This window comes from Luteibacter sp. HA06, assembly GCF_054061215.1.
This window is the reverse complement of record NZ_JBSSDZ010000001.1, coordinates 2,179,744-2,201,692: the sequence shown is the minus strand read 5'-3', so window position 1 is coordinate 2,201,692 and position 21,949 is coordinate 2,179,744. Positions and strand designations below refer to the sequence as shown.

General features: G+C 63.2%; 19 protein-coding genes. 9 read left to right on the top strand and 10 right to left on the bottom strand.

What is annotated here, in order from left to right:
• Positions 1–33: 33 nt before the first annotated feature.
• Positions 34–1,224, bottom strand: coding sequence for a zinc-dependent alcohol dehydrogenase (locus ACVWWJ_RS10070; protein ID WP_456967687.1), 1,191 nt, complete (start codon positions 1,222–1,224; stop codon positions 34–36).
• 144 nt (positions 1,225–1,368) lie between these two features.
• Here ACVWWJ_RS10070 and ACVWWJ_RS10065 point away from each other — a divergent pair, with 144 nt between their 5' ends.
• Entirely contained in the window at positions 1,369–1,851 is a 483-nt protein-coding gene (locus tag ACVWWJ_RS10065) for a DUF421 domain-containing protein (RefSeq protein WP_456967686.1), read from the top strand.
• A gap of 60 nt (positions 1,852–1,911) precedes the next feature.
• Entirely contained in the window at positions 1,912–2,187 is a 276-nt protein-coding gene (locus tag ACVWWJ_RS10060; protein ID WP_456967685.1) for a hypothetical protein, read from the top strand.
• 264 nt (positions 2,188–2,451) lie between these two features.
• Here the strand turns inward: ACVWWJ_RS10060 and ACVWWJ_RS10055 are convergent, their stop codons facing one another.
• Positions 2,452–2,631 (bottom strand): DUF3606 domain-containing protein, encoded by a 180-nt coding sequence (locus ACVWWJ_RS10055; protein WP_456967684.1) that lies wholly within the window; start codon positions 2,629–2,631, stop codon positions 2,452–2,454.
• Positions 2,632–2,771: 140 nt separating this feature from the next.
• Between ACVWWJ_RS10055 and ACVWWJ_RS10050 the strand changes: the two genes are divergently transcribed.
• Positions 2,772–3,518, top strand: a complete 747-nt coding sequence (locus tag ACVWWJ_RS10050) for a hypothetical protein (RefSeq protein ID WP_456967683.1) — start codon at positions 2,772–2,774, stop codon at positions 3,516–3,518.
• Positions 3,519–4,364: 846 nt separating this feature from the next.
• Here ACVWWJ_RS10050 and ACVWWJ_RS10045 read toward each other — a convergent pair.
• Both ACVWWJ_RS10045 and ACVWWJ_RS10040 read right to left on the bottom strand, forming a co-directional pair.
• Positions 4,365–5,273 carry a hypothetical protein gene (locus ACVWWJ_RS10045; RefSeq protein WP_456967681.1) on the bottom strand — a complete coding sequence of 303 codons (909 nt, stop codon included), beginning with the start codon at positions 5,271–5,273 and terminating at the stop codon, positions 4,365–4,367.
• A 300-nt stretch (positions 5,274–5,573) separates the two neighbouring features.
• Positions 5,574–6,227: a hypothetical protein gene (locus tag ACVWWJ_RS10040; RefSeq protein WP_456967679.1), complete on the bottom strand. Its 654-nt coding sequence runs from the start codon at positions 6,225–6,227 to the stop codon at positions 5,574–5,576.
• A gap of 136 nt (positions 6,228–6,363) precedes the next feature.
• Between ACVWWJ_RS10040 and mgrA the strand changes: the two genes are divergently transcribed.
• From mgrA to tssA, 6 genes are all read left to right on the top strand, one after another.
• Positions 6,364–7,404 carry an L-glyceraldehyde 3-phosphate reductase gene (gene mgrA / locus ACVWWJ_RS10035; protein ID WP_456967678.1) on the top strand — a complete coding sequence of 347 codons (1,041 nt, stop codon included), beginning with the start codon at positions 6,364–6,366 and terminating at the stop codon, positions 7,402–7,404.
• Between the two features lie 424 nt (positions 7,405–7,828).
• Positions 7,829–8,491, top strand: a complete 663-nt coding sequence (locus tag ACVWWJ_RS10030; RefSeq protein ID WP_456967677.1) for a class I SAM-dependent methyltransferase — start codon at positions 7,829–7,831, stop codon at positions 8,489–8,491.
• A 729-nt stretch (positions 8,492–9,220) separates the two neighbouring features.
• On the top strand, positions 9,221–9,454 hold the full coding sequence (locus tag ACVWWJ_RS10025) for a helix-turn-helix domain-containing protein (RefSeq protein ID WP_456969693.1): 234 nt from the start codon (positions 9,221–9,223) through the stop codon (positions 9,452–9,454).
• 164 nt (positions 9,455–9,618) lie between these two features.
• Positions 9,619–10,455, top strand: coding sequence for a DUF1996 domain-containing protein (locus ACVWWJ_RS10020; RefSeq protein WP_456967676.1), 837 nt, complete (start codon positions 9,619–9,621; stop codon positions 10,453–10,455).
• Between the two features lie 278 nt (positions 10,456–10,733).
• Positions 10,734–11,711, top strand: coding sequence for a LysR family transcriptional regulator (locus ACVWWJ_RS10015; RefSeq protein ID WP_456967675.1), 978 nt, complete (start codon positions 10,734–10,736; stop codon positions 11,709–11,711).
• Entirely contained in the window at positions 11,698–12,729 is a 1,032-nt protein-coding gene (tssA, locus tag ACVWWJ_RS10010; protein WP_456967674.1) for a type VI secretion system protein TssA, read from the top strand. Before ACVWWJ_RS10015 ends, tssA begins: the two co-directional genes overlap by 14 nt.
• Here the strand turns inward: tssA and ACVWWJ_RS10005 are convergent.
• From ACVWWJ_RS10005 to icmH, 6 genes are read right to left on the bottom strand one after another with little or no spacing between them, the layout of a single operon-like run.
• Positions 12,726–13,055, bottom strand: a complete 330-nt coding sequence (locus ACVWWJ_RS10005) for a hypothetical protein (protein WP_456967673.1) — start codon at positions 13,053–13,055, stop codon at positions 12,726–12,728. The genes tssA and ACVWWJ_RS10005 overlap by 4 nt on opposite strands.
• Positions 13,055–15,787: a protein kinase domain-containing protein gene (locus ACVWWJ_RS10000; RefSeq protein ID WP_456967672.1), complete on the bottom strand. Its 2,733-nt coding sequence runs from the start codon at positions 15,785–15,787 to the stop codon at positions 13,055–13,057. The genes ACVWWJ_RS10005 and ACVWWJ_RS10000 overlap by 1 nt, the downstream gene beginning before the upstream one ends.
• Positions 15,784–16,515 carry a PP2C family protein-serine/threonine phosphatase gene (locus tag ACVWWJ_RS09995; RefSeq protein WP_456967671.1) on the bottom strand — a complete coding sequence of 244 codons (732 nt, stop codon included), beginning with the start codon at positions 16,513–16,515 and terminating at the stop codon, positions 15,784–15,786. The genes ACVWWJ_RS10000 and ACVWWJ_RS09995 overlap by 4 nt, the downstream gene beginning before the upstream one ends.
• The gene (tagF, locus tag ACVWWJ_RS09990; protein ID WP_456967670.1) at positions 16,512–17,102 is read right to left on the bottom strand and encodes a type VI secretion system-associated protein TagF; all 591 of its coding nucleotides are present in this window, start codon (positions 17,100–17,102) and stop codon (positions 16,512–16,514) included. The genes ACVWWJ_RS09995 and tagF overlap by 4 nt, the downstream gene beginning before the upstream one ends.
• Complete coding sequence (gene tssM / locus ACVWWJ_RS09985; RefSeq protein ID WP_456967669.1) at positions 17,099–20,650, bottom strand: type VI secretion system membrane subunit TssM; 3,552 nt, start codon at positions 20,648–20,650, stop codon at positions 17,099–17,101. Before tssM ends, tagF begins: the two co-directional genes overlap by 4 nt.
• Positions 20,647–21,945: a type IVB secretion system protein IcmH/DotU gene (gene icmH, locus ACVWWJ_RS09980; RefSeq protein WP_456967668.1), complete on the bottom strand. Its 1,299-nt coding sequence runs from the start codon at positions 21,943–21,945 to the stop codon at positions 20,647–20,649. Before icmH ends, tssM begins: the two co-directional genes overlap by 4 nt.
• Between the last annotated feature and the right edge of the window lie 4 nt (positions 21,946–21,949).

Below are 21,949 nucleotides of genomic sequence, written 5' to 3'. Positions count from 1 at the left end.
CATGCCCCAATCATCAGTGCTCGTCCGAATGCGTCAGTGCGCCGGCTCGAGTTCAACCTTTATCCAGCCCGGCTGCCGCAGGTCGAACTGCTCGTAGGCATCGACAGCATTACTCAGCGGCTCGCGCTGAGTGAGAATCGCGGTCGGTGTCACCTGCCCCGTGCGAACCAGCTCGACAAGCATCGGCACGTATTTCCGGTGGTTGCAGTTGCCCATCCGCACGGTGAGGTTCTTGTTCATCGCCGCACCAATCGGGAACAGATTGTCACCGGGCGGGTAGACGCCAATGATGGCCACGGTACCGGCTTTCGCAACGGCATCAACGGCCCAGGCAAGGGATTGCATCGGACCGTCGCCGGCTTTGAAGTGTTCGCCTTCATCGCGTGCCGTGGGGGATGCTTTCTTGGCGTCCTCGGGCGTGTTTGATTTCTTGGCCGGCCCGGTGTGAGCGTGTTCGGCATCAACACCGACCGCATCGATAACGGAGTCCACACCAACCCCGCCGGTCAGTTTCTTGATGGTCTCGACAGGGTCTTCCTTCGAGAAATCGATGACTTCAGCGCCTTGGTTGCGTGCCATTTCCAACCGGTCTTCATGCTGATCGATGGCGAACACGCGGCCTGCGCCAAGAAGCTTGGCGGAGGCAATGGCAAACTGGCCAACCGGACCGCAGCCGAACACTGCAACGGAGTGGCCGGGCTTGATGCCCGCGAGATCGGCACCGAAATAGCCGGTCGGGAAGATGTCGGAAATCAGGATCGCCTCGTCATCACTGACTGAGTCCGGAAGACCCACAAGGTTGATGTTGGCAAACGGCACCCGGACTTTTTCCGCCTGCATGCCATTGAAGCCACCGGCTTCCTTCGGACCACCGTAGAAAGCCGTGCCCGGGCCGTTGGGATTGGCGTTGTCGCACTGGGCGTAAAAGCCAGCCCGGCAAAGTGGGCAGTAACCGCAAGCGATTGTCGACGGCACGACGACGCGGTCGCCGACTTTGAGATTCCGTACGCCATTGCCAATGCTCTCGACGACGCCGACGCCCTCATGCCCGAGGATGGTGCCAGGCTCGACGCCTGCCATCGTGCCGCGAATGAAATGCAGGTCCGTCCCGCAGATGGCGGAGGCGGTCAGCCGGACAATGGCGTCGGTGTCGGCTTCGATTCTCGGCTCCGGCACTTCGTCAAGGCGGATGTCACCGAGTGCATGGAAAACAACGGCTTTCATGGGCTGGACTCATTTGGCGGGAAAGTCCCGACCATGCGCAATGACCCGTGAAGGCAAGCACCGCAAAGTGTGGACGGGCTGTCGTTTTCGCATTTTCCAGACCCCCTCCCCGGTTCACTTGGCATCCAGTCGAGGGAAACCGCCATGAACCACATCTTCGAACTCACAGCACCCTGGTGGACCTATCTCGTGAGAGGGGCCATCACTTACCTCGGTCTTCTCGTCCTCATGCGGCTCGCCGGAAAAAGAAGCTTTGGAGAGATGTCAGCGTTCGATGTCGTGGTCATTGCCCTGGCAGGTGGCACCCTGCGGACCGCCATCATTGGCGACGACCAGGGAATGCTCGGGCCCTTCCTCGGCGTGATGGGGATTCTGGTGACCGACAAGGCGATTGCATGGTGCTCGGCGCGGTCACCAGGATTCAACCGCTTGATGGAGGGGTTCCCAACGATTCTGGTTCGTCACGGAAAGCGGGATCCTGCGGCGCTTCGTAGCCAGAGCATTCCCGATGCGGCGCTGGACCGGGCGCTTCACGGCGCCGGGATCGAGACAGACGCCGACGTGGAAACGGGCCGCCTGGAGCCCAATGGGAAAATTACCCTTGTCAGGAGAAATCTGGGCCAGTGAGGGGTTGTCATGGCGTCCAGCCTGATTAAAATCGAAGGCCCTTTTCGCCAGGGAGCCGCCATGAATGCGCACCTGTCCCGCACCGCCCTGCCCGAGGGGCTCGAAGCGTGCATCCACACAGTAAATGTCGGTGCGCTGGACGGCAATTTTGACGAAGCTCGGCTTTGCCTGGCCCAAATGCGGGAAAAGCTCGGCGCCTCCGGTCTTGAGCGTCTGCGCGCTGCCGCAGACCAATTGATGGGCGTTCTCGGACCAGCTGGCAGTTCGCCCAAAGCGGGGCTCGGCCACGCCCTCGTCGGACTGACGGACGCTTTCGAGCAGCTCAAACAGGCGTAAGAGCCACCGCGTTGAGCGCACGTTGGCCGTCAGCCGAACGGCGGTATCTGCCTCAGGTCCTGAAAACCTTCCAGGATCCGTCCGCGAGCTCGATCTTTACAATGCCGGCGCCGCCGGCCGTCTCAGCCATCCGGACGCATTCAGCAGCCCGGCGAATGGCCGCCTGCTCCTCACGGAACTCCTCGATGGGCCGGCCATCGCAGCGCACCCGCCAGAGGCCCCGATCGATTGCCGGCGGGGATATGTAGACCGTAAGTTGGTCACTCATGCCTTGCCAAGGGCCTTCCGAACGTCGGCCGCCATGACGCCGACCTTCTTGACCGTTTCGCGCAGCTTCTCCTCGGTGACTTCGAGTTCCGTGGTCCAGTACTGAACCTCGTAATCCTCGTTCACGTTAATGCGCTTTGCATCTGCCGGCCCGCGAAGGTTTTTGTTGTCGCTCATCGAAATTCTCCCGAATGAGAGGGCAAGATGCCGCTTACCGGGTCAATCAGTTGTCAATCAGGCGTCACGGCGAATTCCATTTATCCTATATTCCTGGGATATGGCTGCCAACGGGTGGCGCGCAGAATCAGGGATATCGCATGGAATCGATTGTTTCGCCGACGGGTCACGGAGCTGCTAATTCGGATGGCATCCCAGCAGAAACAGTGTCCACTGTCGATTTACTGACCTTTGAATCCTTGAACCGGCGCCTGTCGTCCATGCCAGACTACGACACGCCCTCGCCACAGCCGCGCCTTTGGTCGCGCATCGGCATGCTAACCGTCGCGCTTGCCTACCTTGCAGCCCTGATATTACCGAGGTTACCTATCGATGGCGTCACCAAAGCGGCCCTGCTTGTGGCGGTCCTCGTCATAGAAGTGGTCGGACTGTCGATGAACATCTGGTTCACGCGTGGAGAGTTCACGAGCCTGATTCGACCACTTGAAGAGTTTTCGAAGCAACTTGACCATGATTTCCCCCACCATTTCGAGCTTCGCAACTGGCTCATCGCCCAGCCCGAGGACCGGCTCGAAAAGTACGCTTCCATGGCGGCCTTCCGCAGGGAACGCTTCACACAGAAGCTTCCTATGCTAGCTGGTGCGATTCCTACGCTTGGCGTCATCCCCGTCGTGATCGCTGTCTATTTTCAAGGGCGTCAGTTGCTCGAAGGTCGACACTTGTCGGTGGTCGACTGGCTTTTTGGTTTCGCGCTGCTTCTCTTCTACGTGTTGACCTGGACCTCATCCATGACGAAGAGCCGACTCGAGGCCATGGACATGCACCTCCAGGGTGCCTTAGATGAAGTAAGGAAGAAGCAGGAAACACTTGGCAAAGCCGAGGGATGATTAGCGCGGATCCGAAGAGAAATGGTGAGCGGTCAATGTTCTCCCTCGCCCCCTACTCCGCAAGAAAGTGCTGCCAAATGTGTGCATCGGTTGCTCGGTAAGTGCAAATAGCATCTCGACTAGAGATAGAACGTTTGCTGCTTTGAGGGCGCGCGCGCGTTTGCCACTAAGCAAGCACGCACTAAGTCTTCTCACGTTGATCGCGATCACTACAAGCGCGCTCGCCGCGGCAACGCCCGCACAGGAAGCGCCTGCGGAACGACTTCAGGCTCTCGAGGACTACGAGCACGCGCGCATACGCGATCAACCGCACGAGGACACACGAGACCACCTCATTGTCGCGGAATACGACCGACTGTTCCCGTTCAGTGAGGCGAAGCTTGAGGCCATGCCGAATGAGGAGCTTCGAGCTGCGTTTTCGGCATCGTATCTCGCTGCCTTCTTCGGCTTACCAGCGACACAGTTCTGAAGTAAAAGCTCACCTCGATGCGCTACAGCGGAGAGTCATCGCTTTAGACGAGATTTTTCCAAGATGCACGATATGTTCATAGCCACGAGAATGTTCGACAGCGCGAATGAAATAGAGGGACGGCGGAGAATTCGGAAAAAAAAGCGCACTTTGGTCCCTAACATATGGACTTTGTTAGTAATTAAGGATTCGATCTCGCGCCGATCATCCTGCGGGCAACGCGGCCCTGCTCCTCACGCCGAGTTGCTGCCGTCGACCCGCTGCCATTTCACGTATCGAGGTCGGCGGCAGCGTCGTCCGCGGTCCCATACGCCTGCGGCATTAGTAACCGTCTGGCGGGATCGTGCGGCACAATTAAGCGTTAATCACTGGGGCACTCACTGGCGGCCACTTGTCCCTTGCTCGACTACGCGGCAAAAGGGCTTCGCCTTCTCGACTCTTCGCGTAGCAGCGTTGAACAGCGCTCGCACGCTCACCGGAAAACGACGGCGGTTTTCGGGAAACGTGGCGTAGTCGAAACACACCTCGAGCAGTCTATTGCAGTGACGTTCGGCGACGACCCTCCAGTGACCGTCGAGCGTCTCATCACCCCACGGATCATCCGGATGGTTCGCGTTATGAAGAATTTTTAACCGCTCGAAGTCCACAGTCCGGGTGCGTGGATCGAGTTCCCGATTTATGAAGCCGCGCAGCGTATCGCCTACGTGCTTGTGCATCGAGGTCGTAACCAAGCGCTCGCCATCGCGTAGCTCCCGATTCGCCGCCTCAACCGCGAGGGGAATATTCTTGTGGCCGCCAACGAATAGCTGGTGGTACAACTCGCGCATCGACCACGCCAATGTGGTTGTGCTGACCTTGGCATTGAAACCAATGATCGACGAGAACGGAGCGAATGAGTCGAGACTCCACATGTCGAGGCCTGCCAGGCCGAAGCACGCTGCACCCACGACCAGCAGGCGGCATTGAGAATCGTGATTGAGGGCGCGCAAGTATGGCGCCATTTCCGACCAGGTGAGTTCTTGGTCTATTCCGCCGCGTTGGGAAAAACAGATTCCGGCGCGATCGGCGCCGTCTTCGCGATCTGTGAATCCATGTGCTTCAAAGTGCACGATAGGGATTTCACCGGTCGCTTTGAGGTGCGCATGCGCCTCCGTTAGTGCGGCGATAATATCGTCACGCGTCCAGCAGACACGCAGTTCGACACGTTGCCATTGCTCGATCGCCTCAGCGAGTTCGGTGCCGGTGCGACGCTCGCCGTCGTTTAGAGGCAACCACTCGATCACCAAGACGTACGAAGCCGCGACTGGTGAATGTTGATGGCGCGGTGGCTTTGGGCGCTGCGCCTTCGTTCGACTTGCTTTCCCCACGGTTGAATTCCCCATCTTCCGCCAAGAATGCCGGCGTTCGTGCACGTGACCATGACCAGATACGGTCGGCGCTGAGCGGATCTCGAGCTCCACTCAGCGCCACCGCGTCGGGCTTAAGTGGAAGGCTACTCGCTGAGATCGCGTTAGACCGAGGCGGCGCAACACGAGCCGGACTGCGACCCCTAAGCGCTGCGGCACCTTAGATCTAGACCCCGGGCGTCACCGCCCCACGCGGGCTAGCATCCAACGCCCAGCCAAAGCACTCCACAGCGGATACATCGAACAACCGACCAACGTGCCAGCAGCAAGCACCATGTGGACAATCCCGTTCGCCCTGTCCGTCCCGGGCGGCGTCGGAGCATTATCGGAAATCGGACCGCGCAACATCGCCGGATCGACGAACAGCGAATAGCCGATCGGGAAAAGGCTGATCAGGATAAGGCCGACCCCTGCCACGACGCCCAGCATCCGCAGACCTTTCGGTAGACCGTTGGCCTTCTGAAGACAGACAGCGATGAGCCACCCGCCGACCGCGCCCTGGGGGATCATATAGAGCACATCCGCGACGACTTTGACGAAGCCCAGCAACACCAGGAGAACGACCAGGCCGAGAAAGGCAACGGCCGCGGTGCCCATCACCCGACTCGATTCGGGCGACTGCTGGCGAGCGATCGCGCCCAGTGCAAGAGCGAACGGCATCAGGCAGAGGGATTGAAGAATGATCCCGGCATCATGACTCCTGAGCAGAATATGCGAGGTCTGCTGGTCGGAAGGTCTCGTCACCAGGAATACAATGAGGCACGCAAATGCCGCGATTCCGAAGACGCCACTGACGATTGCCAGGCGACCTGCAAAGCGAATTTCCGATGTCATTTGCGTTCACCCCGATGGTGTTGGACCGGGAGATCATAGCCCGCCCCGCCTCCTCCGCGCTCTTGACTTCGCCGCCCGATGCCCCGCCCAATTGCGGATCCCCACGCATCGCACCCACGTTCTCGAGGACCAGATCATGACCTACCAGCCATCCGCAGATCGGTACAACGGCAAGATGCCCTTTCGTCGGTGCGGACTAAGCGGCATCGACCTCCCGGTCATTTCGTTGGGGCTGTGGCAGAACTTCGGAGGCACGGATGTCTTTGAGACGGGGCGTGCCATCCTGCGTCGCGCGTTCGACCTGGGCGTGACGCATTTCGACCTGGCGAATAACTATGGGCCTCCCCCCGGCTCGGCCGAGGAGAACTTTGGCCGCATCATGGCCAGCGACTTCAAAAACCACCGTGATGAACTCATCATTTCGACGAAGGCCGGCTGGGACATGTGGGCGGGTCCGTATGGCGGAACAGGCGGTATCGGCGGCAGCCGAAAGCACCTCATTGCCAGCCTTGACCAGTCGCTACAACGCATGGGCCTGGACTACGTCGACATCTTCTATTCGCATCGTGTCGACCCGACAACACCGCTCGAAGAGACCATGCGCGCCCTCGCCCATATCCACCGCCAGGGCAAGGCGCTCTACGTCGGCATATCGAGTTACTCGCCCGAGCTGACCAGGAAGGCAGCGGCCATGCTCGCCGACGAGGGCGTGCCGCTCTTCATCCATCAGCCCAACTATTCCATGTTCAATCGTTGGATCGAGAACGGTCTTCTCGATGTCCTGACGGACCTGGGTTCGGGATGCATCGCGTTCTCACCGCTTGCCCAGGGTCTCCTCACTGACAAGTATCTCAACGGCACACCGTCGGATGCCCGCGTCTCTCGGGACGGCTCGTTCCGCAAGGACATGCTCAGCCCGGGAAACATCGAACGAATCAAAGCACTCAATGACATTGCCCTGCGCCGCGGCCAGACGCTCGCGCAGATGGCAATCGCCTGGGCCCTTCGCGACCCTCGCGTCACGTCGGCATTGATCGGTGCGCGCACGGTCGAGCAGCTCGAGAATTCACTGGGTGCACTACGCAACCTGGACTTCTCGGCGGAAGAACTCGCAAACATCGATGTCCATGCCATCGATGGCGGGACTGACCTGTGGCGAGAGTCGTCTTCAATCTAAGGCGCCCCTCCCCCTCCTCCCAAAGCCAACTTACCGGCAGTCAAACGGCGAGTGACGACCATGCGTTCGCGCATGGTCGATCCGGATCACATCCGCTGAACCACCGTCACCTGAACAGTCAGAACACGGGCCATTCGTCCGACGTGCGCAGGCTAATCCGGTTCTAGGTAGTCCAACGGGCGCCCCCTAGCATCACCAACAACGACGACCGAGCCCTGGCTCGCAAGCCCATGCGTGGGCCACCTCCCAGAACTCATCGCATGCCAAGCAGTCAGCCCCCCGAACGTCGACCCTCCCCCGAAATTTGGATCGATCCAAACGAGGTCGATGCGAGCCTTCTGGCGCGGGGCCTGTCGGGCCGACAGATGAGCATGATGGCGCTGGGACCCACCATTGGCGCTGACATGCAACCTCATGGAGTGCCATGCAAGCTGAAGCGACCCTCGATTCCTCGTACGTACTGAGTATCTATGACGCGTGGGTGCTGGGCTTCTGCAATCGCTTCGCGTGGCGATGCCCAACCGAGACGGTTCTGTTGCCGTTCTACCTGGAAAACGTGGGTCTGAGTCACCTGGACGTAGGTTCCGGCTCAGGATTTTACCCGGCGCACATGAAGGACCACACCGCGCGTCGCATCGACCTCATGGATATCGACGAGAAAGCCCTCCTGAGTGCGACCGCGCGCGTTGCCGCTATCCACACACATTCATCGATCCAGGCGTATCGTCATGACGCCCGTGTGCTCTTCGCTTCCGAACACCGGTACGATTCGATTGCGCTTCTCTATGTCCTGCACGTCATAGCGGGCGACTTCGTTGAGAAGGCGAAGGTTATCGGTAACCTGAAGCACCACTTGAACGACGGCGGCGTGTTGTTCGGCGCGATGATCCTGGGCGATACGGCGCAGCACAACCCCATAGGGCAGAAGCTGCTTCGCGCATACAACCGTGATGGTACGTTTCATAACAGGTCCGACTCGATCGTCGCGCTGCGATCAGCGCTTGGTAGTCACTTCCGCGACGTGCGGATCAGGAAGAAAGGCGTGGTCGCCATGTTCACGGCCCGCGAGCCGATCGACGACAAGTGATCGAGGTAACTCTCGCGAAAGGTTAGGTACCTGATGATGGCCCTCCGGCGCGCCGTAATCAGCTGCTCAAACGAATATTCCCTACGATGAACGACTTTCCCCCGCATATGCCGTACGTCCGCCGCGGGACCATTGCGTCCGATGCTGTCACTCCAGAAACGGGTCGCACAGACTACGCCGCAACGACCGATAAGGTCGAAAGCCCCGTAAAGGGACTCGTCGTTTCGCAGACGTTCGTCGACATGTCCCGCTTCATCGGTCCCGTGACTTTTGCCACCACGCGCGTGGTCATGGTGCTGACGGGTCGCCTCGTCGTACGTCACCCCGACGGCGTACAGACGGCCAAACCCGGGGACGTCATGATCCTTCATCGCGATGTCAGGTATCACATCGAACCCGGATCGATCAGCGGACAGACGGTCAACATCGACATTACGGCGTCGTACATGACACGCTGCGGCCTGGAAGAAGGCAACCTCGCACAGGCGGTTTATTCGTCTCCCGGAACGAACCTCGTGGTCCTCAGGCTGGCATACGGTTCTCGCCATCGGAGCGACGGTTCCCTGACGTCATCAGGGGCCTTGATCACGCAATGGATGAGCTCGTCGCTTTGCAACCGCCAGATGCTGGAAAGCCGCTGGGCCAAACGTTTGCGCGACGACATGCACATCCATTGGAACGAAACACGCGACCCTCAAGGAATTGGGCGACATTGCCGGCTGCCATCCAGTGACCGTCGCGAAGTATTTCCCTCTGTACTTCGGATGCACGCAGCGCGAATACATGCGTCGACTCAAAGCGGAGCACGCTATCCGTTATCTCATGGGCACAGAACATTCCGTGACCGATATTGCACATTGGTGCGGGTTCTCAGATCACAGTCACCTGACCCGAACCTTGCGCCAGCTTACTGGAACGACGCCTGCTGACCTGCGCCAGCGGAAAGAGCTAATCACGTTATAGGAATATCTTGCGAGTGGGCCCTATCGTGCAGCCACCCACACTATGGATGCCCTCTTATGCAAGCCCGATCGACAAACCACCGTGCTTCCTCTTGGCTCGCTGGCTGTACGGCGCTGCTCTTATTCGTCTCTTCGGCAAGTCACGCATCGAACCGCGACGACGACGTGACCCACCACGAATTTCAGGTCGACTGCTCGGTGGCGCACACCTTGTCGGACGACCCGATCGTGTTCCCTGGCCAGCCGGGTCGCTCGCACAACCACACGTTCCTCGGAAACGTCACCACCAACGCCTACAGCACCCTTGCCACCCTCAACGCAGGGACGACCACCTGCAAGGTGCCGGCGGATCGCTCCGCTTACTGGTTCCCGACGCTGTTTGGTCCCAAAGGCGCCATTCTTCCGAACTTTGCACAGGTGATCTACTACAAGTCCGGCATCACCGATTACACCAAGGTCGTTCCCTTCCCTGTCGGCCTGCGCTTCATCACAGGCGACATGATGGCCACCGAGGAAGAATTCGAGAACGCTCCCGGCAAGGTCGAAGGGTTCCAGTGCGGGAGCAATTTCAATAACTGGGATTTCCCGACCTCTTGCGCGGAAGGTACTCACCTGGTCATTCGCTACCACTCGCCGAGCTGCTGGAACGGCATGGACCTGACACCGGCTGAAGCGGCAGCGGCTGGACGGGGCAAGAATATGGAGTACCCGGTCGAGGGCGTCTGCCCCGCAGACTTTCCCGTGGCAGTGCCCATGCTCGAGTTCAAGATCTCGTTCCCGGTCAGCGACATGACCAACCTGGCTTTCGCCAGCGGTCGTGGGTATTCATGGCACTACGACTTCTTCAACGCCTGGGAGCCCGAGACGCTTGCTGCCCTGGTGGAGCACTGCATCAACGGCGGGCTGCAGTGTGATGCGCGCGGCTACGATCAGCACAAGCCGGACCGCGGCGCGGTGCTCGACAAGGACTATAAGCTGCTGACTAGCGGCACGATGCCCTGACTGTCGTGACCCGGACGGTCGTTCAGGAAGCGCCCGTTCGCACCCACTTAGTCGTTGCAATCACGACGCGTCCCCGGACTCACACATCACACCGTCACACAACACCCTTTTGAGGGATTCGACGACGCTATCAAAGTCTTGCGCGCCCAAGTGAGAAGTAGGTCACCTAACGCCCGCGTATCGTCATTTTTTTGACGCACGCGGAGGAACTCCAGCCTACAATCGCACACGCACGTAATAACCCGCGCCGTCCCCACGAGCGCAACCAAAAAGTAGTCATGAATCTGAAACCGAGTGACCTCCCCCTGCTCGTCTCGCTCGATATGCTTCTTGAAGAAAGGAATGTCACACGTGCTGCATCCCGGCTACATGTCAGCCAGCCGGCGCTATCAGCCCAGCTAGTTCGCCTTCGCCGCCTTTTCAAGGATCCGCTGCTCATTCCGTCGGAGACCGGGCGCGGCATGGTCCCAACGCCCAAGGCGGAGGAAATGGCGATGTCGCTCCGCGACGCGCTTGCCCAACTGGGGACCCTTGCCGATCCCGCCGATTCGTTCGATCCCACGCGCGACGCCGCCATGTTCCGGGTTGGCGGGTCTTTCAGCGCCATCAGTAGCTTCACCCGTCCCCTGATTCGCTCGTTCCATGACATGGGAAACCGCCACCTTCGGCTGGCCTTCCGCTGCGGCAGCGAAGATGCAGACGTGCTCGCGCAGTTCGAAAGCGGGGAGCTCGACATCCTCCTCGTCCCGAACGAGCAGGTGCCACCTTCGTTGAAAGCGAAAGAGCTATTAGCGGACGACTTCGTGATGCTGCAACGCATTGGCCACCCGCGGGGCAATTTCGAGCTCACGATCGACGAGTACTGCTCGCTGGGCCATCTCATCGTGTCCTCGACCGGACGGATGGACGGCTTGATGGATGTTCGTCTGAAGGAGTTGGGCCGCTCGCGGGATGTCCTTGTGTCCGCCCCCTACGGCGACATCATCGGCTCGCTCCTCAACACGACCGACCTGGTCTGCACATTGCCGCAGAGCATGATCGCGGCAGTCGGCCCGGGCGTGGAGACCTTCGCCCTGCCCTTCAACCAGCCTGATATGTCGCTTGCCATGGCCTGGCACAGTCGCCTCGATAAACAGCCAGCTCATCGTTGGTTACGCGACGAGCTTGTCCGCATCAGCCATGGCCTGCGGCCGACGCGACACGCACAGGCGCCCCCTTTCCCTTTGATGGACCTTGCACGCGATGGATACCACTGAACCCTTCCTCGAGCCGCTCGACGAAACCGAAACGTGCGGCCCGAACCTCGAGTACGATCCGGCGTTCCTGATCCTGGAGAACCTCGCGGCTCCTGGCGCGGAGCGTGCGATCGGCGACACGGTGAAGCAGGCGGAAGAACCCGACTGGCGCGAGGTGTCGCGCCAGGCCGAGCAGGTGGCCGGACGCACGCGCGACCTGCGTGTCGCCATCCATTGGGCCAATGCGCGCCTCAAGACCGAGGGATTCACGGCCTGGAGCGCGACCGTCGGGCTGGTCGCGGGCCTGTTGACGCGCTATTGGAACGAGGTCCATCCGCGCCTGGATGAGGGTGACCCGGTCGAGCGGATCAACGCGCTGGCAGCGCTCGCCGCCACCGACGGTACCGTGGGCTACCTCCGTAGCGTGCCGCTCCTTCGCGCCGATCGCATCGGCGCCTTTTCGCTGCGTGACCTGCGGGTGCTCAACGGCACGCTCAAATCCGGTGAGAGCACGCCGGAAGCGGTACCTGTATCGCAGGACATCGTGGACGCTGTCGTCCAGCACGTGGATATCGATCTGCTCGTGACCACCGAGGCGGCGGTTGCCGGCGCTCTGGTTCATGTCCGGTCGATCGGCCGTCTCTTCGAGGAGCAAACGCCCGGCTTGGGACCGGACCTCGATACGCTCGAGCGTGACCTTCGTGACATCGACGCGTTCCTGCGCACGCAGGTGGCGATACGTGCGCCACAAGCACTCGTCGCCGCTGATGGTGCCCCGGGCAATGACCAAGGGAACGAGCCGACCAGCGGTGCGGTCCCCGTGGCTCGGGGGCCGGTTCGCGGCACCGACGACGTGCTGCGCATGCTCGACGAGATCTGTGCGTGGTATGCGCGGAACGAGCCTTCCAGTCCCGTGCCGCCTTTGCTTCGTCGGGCCAGCCGCCTGGTCGGCCTGAGTTTCGCCGAACTGCTGCGGACGCTCGCGCCGGGCGGCCTGTCCGAGTTTCAGCAGCTGTCCGGCGAGGACAACGCGGACTAACGCAGCAGCGTCCAACTCAGCAGCAACGCGACGAGAACGACGACCACGCTGCTACCGAGCCACCAGGAGAGACGCGTCCGGCGCCCGTGCGCGGGACGCGTCACGGCGCGCCGCATCGGCAGCGCGCGTATCGTCGTCGCGCTGACCGCGTCCGCCGCACCACCGGCGGGCCGACGCAGCGTATGCGAGGCCGAACCTTCTGACAGCAGCGCCGCCTGCAGCAAGGCGCGGCGACGCTGCCTGTATTCAGGCGTGGCCATACGCGCCGCACTGTGCGCGTCGTTCAGATGCCCCAGTTCGCGATTCACCTTCGTTTCCCAAGCCATCACGGGATATCCCTCACCAGGCGGAAACCGACATCGCGCTCGGCCGAACCATCGCTCTCGCGCGTGCTCGTCACGGAGCAGGCATCAGGACCGCTGCGATAGCTTCCCCCGCGAACGGCAAGGCCCGCGCCCTTGGTCGTCCATTCCCAGATGCCACCGACCATGTCCACCAGGCCCCAGGGATTGGTCACACCCTTGCTGCTCCAGTCGTCGCCGCGGACAAAGCGACCGAGACCGGTCGTCGCGGTGCCGCACGTCGCAGCCTTGCTGTCCCAGTCGGCGCCGGCACGCGCTGCCAGCAGCCATTCCTCGTCCGTCGGCAGCCGATAGGTGTAACCACTGACCTGCGACAACCACGCCGCGTAACGCCGTGCGAATTCGACCGAGATCGAACGCGCCGGCTGGGTCGGTACCTGCCCACGGGTGATGGCGCAGGTGCGCGTGGCCCGGCAGAACTGGTCCAGGTCGGCCACGGTGATTTCCGTGCGGGTCATGGCGAAGGGCTTGCGACCATGTGGCACGACCACCAGCGCAGGACCGTGCGCACCGGCCGAGAAGGTGTCGAAGCACTCCCGCGCACTGCCAGCCAGGCCGCGACGCGCGCAAGCGTCGACGCGCGTCGCGGCGACCGGCGCACTCCGCAACCGGTTCACTACGTTCGCGAGGGAACCCTCCGGCAACGCCTTTGCCGTCTTCATGGCCGCCTCGAGGTCCTTGAGTCCTTCGGGATCGGCGGCCTTTACGGCATCCACCTGCTTGCGCAGCGCGTCCTGATCGGCAACCGATACTGTCGGAGCCCTGGCTGCCGTCATCACCGCCAGCGCCAACTGGTAGCGCGTATTTGCTGCGGCCAGGTCGGTCCGATCACCCGTTGCGGCAAGGCCAGCGGCAACCTTCTCCGCAGCGTCCTTCCAGTGCCCGGCGCTGCACGCCGCACGCGCCGCGTCGAGTGTCGCCCGCGCAAGCAGGTTGGCTGGCTCGTCCGTCGCTGTCGCCGCAGCACCATCTGTCCCACGCAATTGCTTGTAACTGTCCAGCGCCTTGTCGAAGTCGCCGGCGGCGGAGGCCTGACGCAGGGATTCCAGTCGCGCGGCGCGTTCCGCATCACGCACCTCGCCCGGGTCGCGGCCGGCCGGTGTCGCAGCGGCATTCGCGGCATCCGCCAGTTTCAGCTTCAACTCCGGGTTTGCCAGCAAGCGGCTCGAGGGATCGATCGCACGAATCGTCGCCAGGATCGCTGGCACGTCTTCCGTACCGCTTCCGGTGAGGCGATTGGCGAGGATCGCCTGGCTCAAACGCGTGTCGAGGCTGTTGAGCGCTTCGTCGCGCTCGTGCGTCACTTCCTCGCGACGGCGATCGACCTTCGGCGCGAAGGTCTTCAACTCCGCACGGAGGGCGAACACTTTCTGGGCCCCGGCGAAGTCATAGCGGTGATTCGCCGGATCCCAGCGAGCGGCGACCAGGCGGACCAGGAAGCTGTCGATGGCGTCCGCACCGTCCACCACGACGTGTCGACGTTCGTCGTTGTCGAGTGCGGCAAGCGCCGCGCGCACGTCGTCCTCGCTTCGAAAGCCATCCACTTGGGCTGGCGCGAAGCGACGCAAGGTATCCGCCGTGTGGCGGCGCTCGGCCTCCATCGTCCCGAACCATGCGCCTGCCGCAACGAGGAGGATCAGTCCGGCGGTCGCGATGAGCCACGGCGTAGCGCGCTCACGCCAGCGCCTGCGACGCAATCCGGCCATCACGTTGCCGATATCGCTGCTGCGCTTGTCTGCCGTGAATGCGATCGCGTCGACGAGTGCCTTGTACTGGCGCTTGTCGAGTCCCGGCACGGCGGGTGGACGACGACCCGCGGCCATCGCCTCCTCGGCATTCTGCTTGTCGAACGGGTGACGCCCCGTCAGCAGTTCGAATACAACGCAGGCGAACGCGTAGATATCGTCCGAGGGCGTCGGCGCTTTCCCCTGCAGCATCTCGAGACTGGCGTAGGCAGGGGTCATGGCACCGAGCGTGCCGGCATCGAATACCGTGCGGTCGTCCCTGTGCTCGGCGCCTATCTTGCCTGCCCGTGCGATCCCGAAGTCGAAGACCTTCGCCATGCCCGAAGGCGTGACCATGACGTTGCCGGGCTTGAAATCCGAGTGGACGATGCCGGCGCCATGAGCGCGCACGAGTGCCTCGCCCATATCCGCGATCAGCGGCCAGGCCTCGTCGAACGGCATGCCATCTCGCGCCTTCGTGCGGATAACCGTGCGCAGGTCCTGGCCCTCGACGTACTCCATCGTCATGAAGACGTTGGTGCCGTCTTTATCGAAGTCGTAGACGCGCACGATGTGGTCGTTGCCCAGATGCTGCGCCCGGCGCGATTCGCGCTGCAGGGCGATCAGGGCATCCGGATGCTTGCGGAACTCATCGTTGAGCACCTTGATGGCCACATAGGGGTCGCGGTCGCGCGCTTCGACCTTGCGCTCGTCACGGGCGAGGTACACCACACCCATGCCGCCTCGACCGAGCTCCCGCTCCATGAAGAACCTGTCCTTGAGCAGGCTGCCCACGCCGATGCGCTCGCCCTGCGCCATGTCGGCCATGTGCCGCCAGCTGTCACCGGTGCCCTGCGATGCGGAGCCGGTCGCCGTGCCCTCCCCGCCATGCGCGTGCAAGGGCTTGAACACAGTGGCATCGCTGTCGCCCACGGGCAGCACGCGGGTTTCTTCGTCGTTGGGTTGTTTCATGAGTGCGTTTCCTTAAGGGGGTCCAGCCTCACGGCGACCGCCGACACGTTGTCCCGCCCGGCACGATCGAGCGCCGTTCCCACCAGCGCGTCGATCAGCGCCTGGGGGTCAGCGTTGCGGCGGCAATGGATTTCGATCTCGGCGTCGCTGAGTTCCTTGTTGATGCCGTCGGAACACAGGACGAAGCAGGTGCCCGGGCGGCGCGCGCGGACCACCCAATCGACGAAGAGCCGATCCTCCGCGCCCACGGCGCGCGTGAGCACACCCGCCGACGCATGGGCATGTGCGCCACCAAACCGTGTCTCGTCACTGCGGTCACCGTGGACGTGATCCCGGGTCACCTGCTGGAGCCGGTCGTCTTCGAAAACGTAAGCGCGACTGTCGCCAACCCAGCCCACCGCCACGAGATCGCGGGTGTGTACCAACACCACTACCGTCGAGGCGACCGCGTCTACCCGTCGCTCGCGCGCCATGGCGCGAAGACGGTGATTGATCCGCAGCAGCGCGTCCTCGATGGCATCCATCGTGTCCGTGATGTCCGTGGACAGATGCAGCGAACCCAGTTGCTCGACGATCAGCGCACTGGCGACGTCGCCCGCTGTATGCCCGCCGAGGCCATCGGCAACGGCCCAGATACCGGGCTCGTCACCAACGAGGATGGCATCCTCATTGTGGCGACGCACATGACCGGTCTCGGTACGACCGGCGGAAAGGTATGGCGGGCTCAAGCAGTCACCTCGTCGATGTCGACGCCGAGCAGGCGGAGGTAGTCGGCGCCGTCGGGAAGGCCGGGCAAGGCGATGCCATCGGTGGGATGTTCACCGCGCCACCACAGGCTGCCGATGCGGGGACCGAGGACGGGAGGTGGGTTCTGCGCCGTTGACGCCGCCGGATCAGGCAACATCGCCACCAGGGCGTCGAACATGCTCACGTCGATGCCCTGGCGAGTGCGCGCGGCGGCGGCGTCGAGCGCGTCGAACCACGCGTTGGCCGGCATGCGCGGCCAGCCCTCCACGTCGCACGGCGGGGATACCGCAAGGACGAGTGGGTAGACCCTGCCCACGCGGTCGCGCGACGGGATGACCACTCCGACCCAGGGCAGGTGATCGCAGACGTCCATGGCCAGCGCAAATCGCCATGACGGCGAAGCGAGGAAGGTGTCCCGCCACGTATCACCGATGGCAGCAGACGCCGTCGAGAGCGCCGACTGCATCGCCGCGTCCCATCGATCGACAAAACCGGCCGGTAGTCGGCGCTGCACGAAATCACCGACGTTCGGTAGCTTGCCGTGAAATCCCACCAGCACGCGGGTCATGACGGGCACCGGAAGCGACGCGCACTGGTATCGCCGAAGGGGTTGTGCAGGCTCGCTGCTTCAATATCGACGGTGACGTGTGCAGCACCGAAGCCGAAGTTCGCACCGAAACGTGTTTCGGTTCGCCGTTGCATCGACGCCGCGTCCAGGGCATGGAACCAACCCCACTCACCGGGGTAATCCAGCACGGGCAAGGGATTGCCGCCACTGTCCCACGCACTGATCCGCGTCGTGCCCGGCGTCGGACCGGGCCAGCGCATCGTGACCGGCGTACTGGCTTCGCCCGCCTTGTACTCGAAGCGCTGCCCGTCGATCTCGATCAGCAGACGGCCGACGCCGGGTGGGGGCGTGGTGATCGACAGCGTGAAGCCTACCTGCGGCGTCGGACCGTCGCGGAAATAGGCCTGGCGTATGGCGTCAGCGAGTTGTGCCTGGGCGACCACCGCGCCACCCGAGCGTGCACCGTCGGCCTCGCGTAACGTCCACGTGCTGCCGCTACTGTCGACCGACTTTGAAAGCACCTGCTTGAAGAAGGTGTCGAAGCGGCCGCCGTTGCCGAACAGGTCGGCGAAGTTCTGCAGCGGAATGTCCGAGCGACTCTCAGCCGCGAAGGGATAACGCCCCTGGACCAGGCGCGAACAGTCGCCTCCTGCCGCCTGCCGAAATCCGTCGGCGAGCGCGCCGTCCGCACCCTTGCTGACCAACGACTGGCTGGCCCCGACAAGGCTGCCGAGCCATGTCGACAACGGCGCTGGCAACTGCCCCGCCTCCTGCCGCGCGATGGCCAGTGCGGGGTCCGTCTGCCCCAGTGCATCCGTCGTGGGCCGCGACGTCAGCAGCGTCTTGCTCATCTGGTCCAGCACGCCGAGGATACGATCGAGTGGCGTCGCGCCCGCTGCCCCGTCGGTCAGCTGATTCAGGGTGGCGAAGTGTTCGACGATCGGCGCATCCGGGCGCTGCGTTGCAGCCGCTACCGTCGGCGTATTGCCTTCGGCGACGAGGCGGGCAACTTCGCTGCGACTCTTGAGCTGATCGGAAACACGCCGCTCCGCCGCGGCGGCCACGCGATCGGTGCCGTCCGAAGGAGCTTGTCGCAGCAGATCCGTGGTGTTGTCACGAACCAGTACCAGCAGCGCCTTCAACGGCGAACCTGCGCCGGCGAGCCGTGCCGCGACACCGCTGGCCTCCTGCACATTGCTCACCGGCTGCAACTGCAGGTCGCCAATGAGCTCGTCCCACGCGCGTATGTAATCCGCGACGTAGAGTGTCCTCACCTGCGATGCGAGTGAGGCGCGACGCACGGGATCGTTCACCTTGACGCCGAACACCCAGTCGTCCTTGGCGAAGGCCGCCACGGCCGACGCGATGCCGCCACTGCCACCGATGCCCGAGGCATTACCCTCCTGCACCATGGCGGCGAAGACCGGCCGCGTGTACAGCGCGGGCAAGGGCTTCGACAATGGCGCACCACTCCGTCGGCGGAACACATTGCCCAGCAGCCCCAGCGTGCGGTCGAGCCGCACCGGTGCATCCTGACGCGATTCGCTGTCGAGCTTCAGCCCGCCGTAGATCAGTGTCGCCAGGTCCGCGGCACGCAGGGAAGCCCGTGCCGCATCGACCAGGGCCGGGTCCAGCGGGAACGTCCGCAAGGCGTCGCGACCGTCGAACAGGATGCGGAAGTGACCTTCGAGCGCATCGGCCAGGCCGTCGTCGTCGGGGAACACCTCACGCCAACGTTCCCGGGCCAGCGCGGCCAGGCTGTTGCCGTCGCGATGCCCTGGCTGGCCCAGCATGAGGTATCCCTTCAGCGCGTAGTAAAGACGCTGCGGATCGCTGGCTGCATCCCGCACGCCATCGCGAAATTGCAGGGCAAGCCCCGGCACGACGCTGGCGTTGACTTCGCGGATATGCGCATTGCGCACCTCGTCGAAGACCGAGTTGCCTTCGAACAGGCCGAAACGCATCGACAGCGGGTACTCGCCACGCACCTGTGCGGCCAGTTGCTCGGCGCGGCCGAGCACGTCCAGCCCTTGCAGGGCCAGCGCATCGTACTGACGTAGCGACGACGGCGTCGCCGTGCGGGCATCGTCGGGATAATCGCGCAGCACCTGCCCGACGCTCGCGACGAAGTCGGCATTGCGCGCCGCACTGGTGAACATGCCTACCAGCAAACCGACGGTGATGATGGCAATGGCGGCGATCACAGCCGCCCCGGCGACGCGACGACGACGCAACGCTACCGGATTGCTGCCGGCGAAGCCCGCCTCGGGAAGGATCACCTCATTGAGCAGGCGCTCGACGAAGAACGTCCGGCGAGGCGACCGCGAGGCCGATGCCGTGGTGGCAGGCATGCCAAAAGAACGGCTTACCACCGACAGCACGCGGTCGATCGGCGTGCCCTCCTGGGTACCCGACGTGAGGTACAACCCGCGCAGGACGGGCGGCCGGCCATAGGCATGGCGACCGAACACGGCCGAAGACAACGGTAGGGCAAGTTCCCGGAGATGGCGCAGCTGCTGAGGGAAAGAGAGGATGCGCGCGCGCCGGCGCACGTCACGCTCCGTGTGCATGCGCGGCACGACGGCGCCGTCGATCGATTCGAGCAAGGCATCGAATTCGTCGGCAAGCAGGTCGGGCGCCGTGCCATCGACACTGCGCGCTTCGGGAAAGGTGATGCCCCACACCTGCGCACGACCCGCTGCGTCGAGCGTGTCGAAATGGTCGAGGAAACCAGCGACCAGGTCGAGCTTGGTGAACACCAGGTAGACCGGCAAGGCCACGCCAAGATGCGTGCCGATCTCGTCGATACGCTCGCGTAGCGCATCGGCATGACGCTGGCGTTCCTCCGGGTTCATCGTGAGCAGTTCGGCCACGCTGACCGTGAGTATCACGCCATTGAGTGGTCGTCCACGCCGGTAACGGCGAAGCAGTTGCAGGAAGGCTTCCCATGCCGACGCGTCGACACCGGGATCGGAGTCCTGCGTGGTGTATCGGCCCGCCGTATCGAGGAAGACCGCCTTGTCGGTAAACCACCAATCACACTGGCGCGTGCCGCCGACGCCGGCCACGGAGCGTTTGCCCGTACCTCCCAGCAACGGAAACTCGAGTCCCGAGTGCTCCAGCAGGGTGCTCTTGCCCGACCCCGGGGCACCGATCAACAGATACCAGGGCAGCGCCTCGAGGCTACCGCCGCCATCGCGTCGCTTGCGCAGCACGGCAAGCGCCTCGACGAAGCGCTTGCGCAGTCCATCGCGCTCGGCCTGGGTACGCGCCTCGACGTCCCTCCGCTGCAGGTCCTCCTGCGCGGCCATCTCGTCTCCCATGCGCCGGCTACGTCGCCCCGCCAGCCAGTGACGCAACAGGACGATACCGATCCATAACGCGGCGACGATGAAGATGGCGACGACACGCGCACCCACGCCAGCCAGTGGCTGGTGGTCACCAATGCCGAGGTACGGGCCGCCAAAAGCGATCAGCAACGCACAGAGAAGGATACCGATAGCGGCTCGCACCCAAACATGACGAAACACATCGTCCAGGTTTTTCATCCGGCCTCCGGGACGAACAGAATGTCGACGCGACGGTTGCGCGCGCGGTTGGCTGGCAGATCGGCCGGCGTCGCGATCGGCTGCGACGCACCGGCCCCGCTCGATTCCACGCGTCGCGGGTCGTCGAGGTCACGGGAAAGAATGGCGCTGACACTGCGTGCGCGCGCCGTGGAAAGTTCGAAGTTGTCCTTGAAGCGCAGCGAGCGGATCGGCTGGTCGTCGGTGTGCCCCACCACGATGACGCGGCCATGCACCTGGTTCAGCGCACGGGCGACCCGTCCAAGCAGGGCCACCTGATCGGCCCCGACGTCTGCTCCGCCCGAGGGAAACATCTCGGCGGCGGCGAGCCGCAGGCTCGCTTGTCCATCCGGACGCTCATCGACCGACAACGCGCCTGCGCGCGCATCGTCCGCGAGAAGCTGACGAAGGCTTGCCGAGACGGGCTTCGCCGCGGCCGTAGCCGGCAACGGCACGCCGCGCAGGCCGATGGTCGCCAGTCGTGCGCTGACCGGTTCGACCGTGCCGTTAAGACGTGTATGCAGGAACACCCAGACGCCGATGAGCAGGCAGCATGCGGCCAACCCGGCCATCCACACGGGAACGCCGCGACGCGGCTTGAGCGGACGATCGACGCCTTGCCAGCGAGGTGACAAGGCCGCGGCGGGCGCCGCGCGATACGCCATGATCCGCCGGTAGACGTCCTCGCGGCGGTCGGCGAGTCGCGCCATGCCGCCGGGTTCGACCAGATACTTGCCGCCGAAGCCGAGCGCCAGGCAGAGATACATCATCTCCACCAGGTCGATATGACGAACCATGTCCTGGGCCAGGCGATCGAGAATGACGAAGAACTTCTCACCGCCATAGGTTTCGCCGTGGAAGGTGACCAGCAGGGTCTGCCGGCTCCATCCTGTCTGCTCGCCCCACGGCGAATCCAGCACGGCCTCGTCGATCATCGTGCAGAGCACATAACGCGCTGCGACCGCCGTCTGCGCATCGATGCCGGCGCGGGCGCCCGTGTCCTCGAAGCGCCGCAGATAGGCGATGGCACGGTCGCGCAGCAACGCCGGATCGGGGGCTTCGGCGCTGTTGCGCAGCTGCGCCGCGAGCAGAAGCAGCGGATTCGCGGCGCGAACAAGAGGATTGCCGCCAGCCGACGGCAGCTCCTGTGCCGCGCGTGACAGATCGCGCCCTGATTCGCGTTCGCGAAGCGGCAGCGGTGTCGGCGCACGCACGCCGCTCGGCCGCACGATCGTGGCATCCGCCCCCTGCGAGGCGTTGAAATCGTCTTGCTTCATGCGA

What these genes read in the sequence shown, in the direction of transcription:
- ACVWWJ_RS10070 (WP_456967687.1), bottom strand. Translation starts at nt 1,224, where the DNA reads ATGAAAGCCGTTGTTTTCCATGCACTCGGTGACATCCGCCTTGACGAA.
- ACVWWJ_RS10065 (WP_456967686.1), top strand. Translation starts at nt 1,369, where the DNA reads ATGAACCACATCTTCGAACTCACAGCACCCTGGTGGACCTATCTCGTG.
- ACVWWJ_RS10060 (WP_456967685.1), top strand. Translation starts at nt 1,912, where the DNA reads ATGAATGCGCACCTGTCCCGCACCGCCCTGCCCGAGGGGCTCGAAGCG.
- ACVWWJ_RS10055 (WP_456967684.1), bottom strand. Translation starts at nt 2,631, where the DNA reads ATGAGCGACAACAAAAACCTTCGCGGGCCGGCAGATGCAAAGCGCATT.
- ACVWWJ_RS10050 (WP_456967683.1), top strand. Translation starts at nt 2,772, where the DNA reads ATGGAATCGATTGTTTCGCCGACGGGTCACGGAGCTGCTAATTCGGAT.
- ACVWWJ_RS10040 (WP_456967679.1), bottom strand. Translation starts at nt 6,227, where the DNA reads ATGACATCGGAAATTCGCTTTGCAGGTCGCCTGGCAATCGTCAGTGGC.
- mgrA (WP_456967678.1), top strand. Translation starts at nt 6,364, where the DNA reads ATGACCTACCAGCCATCCGCAGATCGGTACAACGGCAAGATGCCCTTT.
- ACVWWJ_RS10030 (WP_456967677.1), top strand. Translation starts at nt 7,829, where the DNA reads ATGCAAGCTGAAGCGACCCTCGATTCCTCGTACGTACTGAGTATCTAT.
- ACVWWJ_RS10015 (WP_456967675.1), top strand. Translation starts at nt 10,734, where the DNA reads ATGAATCTGAAACCGAGTGACCTCCCCCTGCTCGTCTCGCTCGATATG.
- tssA (WP_456967674.1), top strand. Translation starts at nt 11,698, where the DNA reads ATGGATACCACTGAACCCTTCCTCGAGCCGCTCGACGAAACCGAAACG.
- ACVWWJ_RS10005 (WP_456967673.1), bottom strand. Translation starts at nt 13,055, where the DNA reads ATGGCTTGGGAAACGAAGGTGAATCGCGAACTGGGGCATCTGAACGAC.
- ACVWWJ_RS10000 (WP_456967672.1), bottom strand. Translation starts at nt 15,787, where the DNA reads ATGAAACAACCCAACGACGAAGAAACCCGCGTGCTGCCCGTGGGCGAC.
- tagF (WP_456967670.1), bottom strand. Translation starts at nt 17,102, where the DNA reads ATGACCCGCGTGCTGGTGGGATTTCACGGCAAGCTACCGAACGTCGGT.
- tssM (WP_456967669.1), bottom strand. Translation starts at nt 20,650, where the DNA reads ATGAAAAACCTGGACGATGTGTTTCGTCATGTTTGGGTGCGAGCCGCT.
- icmH (WP_456967668.1), bottom strand. Translation starts at nt 21,945, where the DNA reads ATGAAGCAAGACGATTTCAACGCCTCGCAGGGGGCGGATGCCACGATC.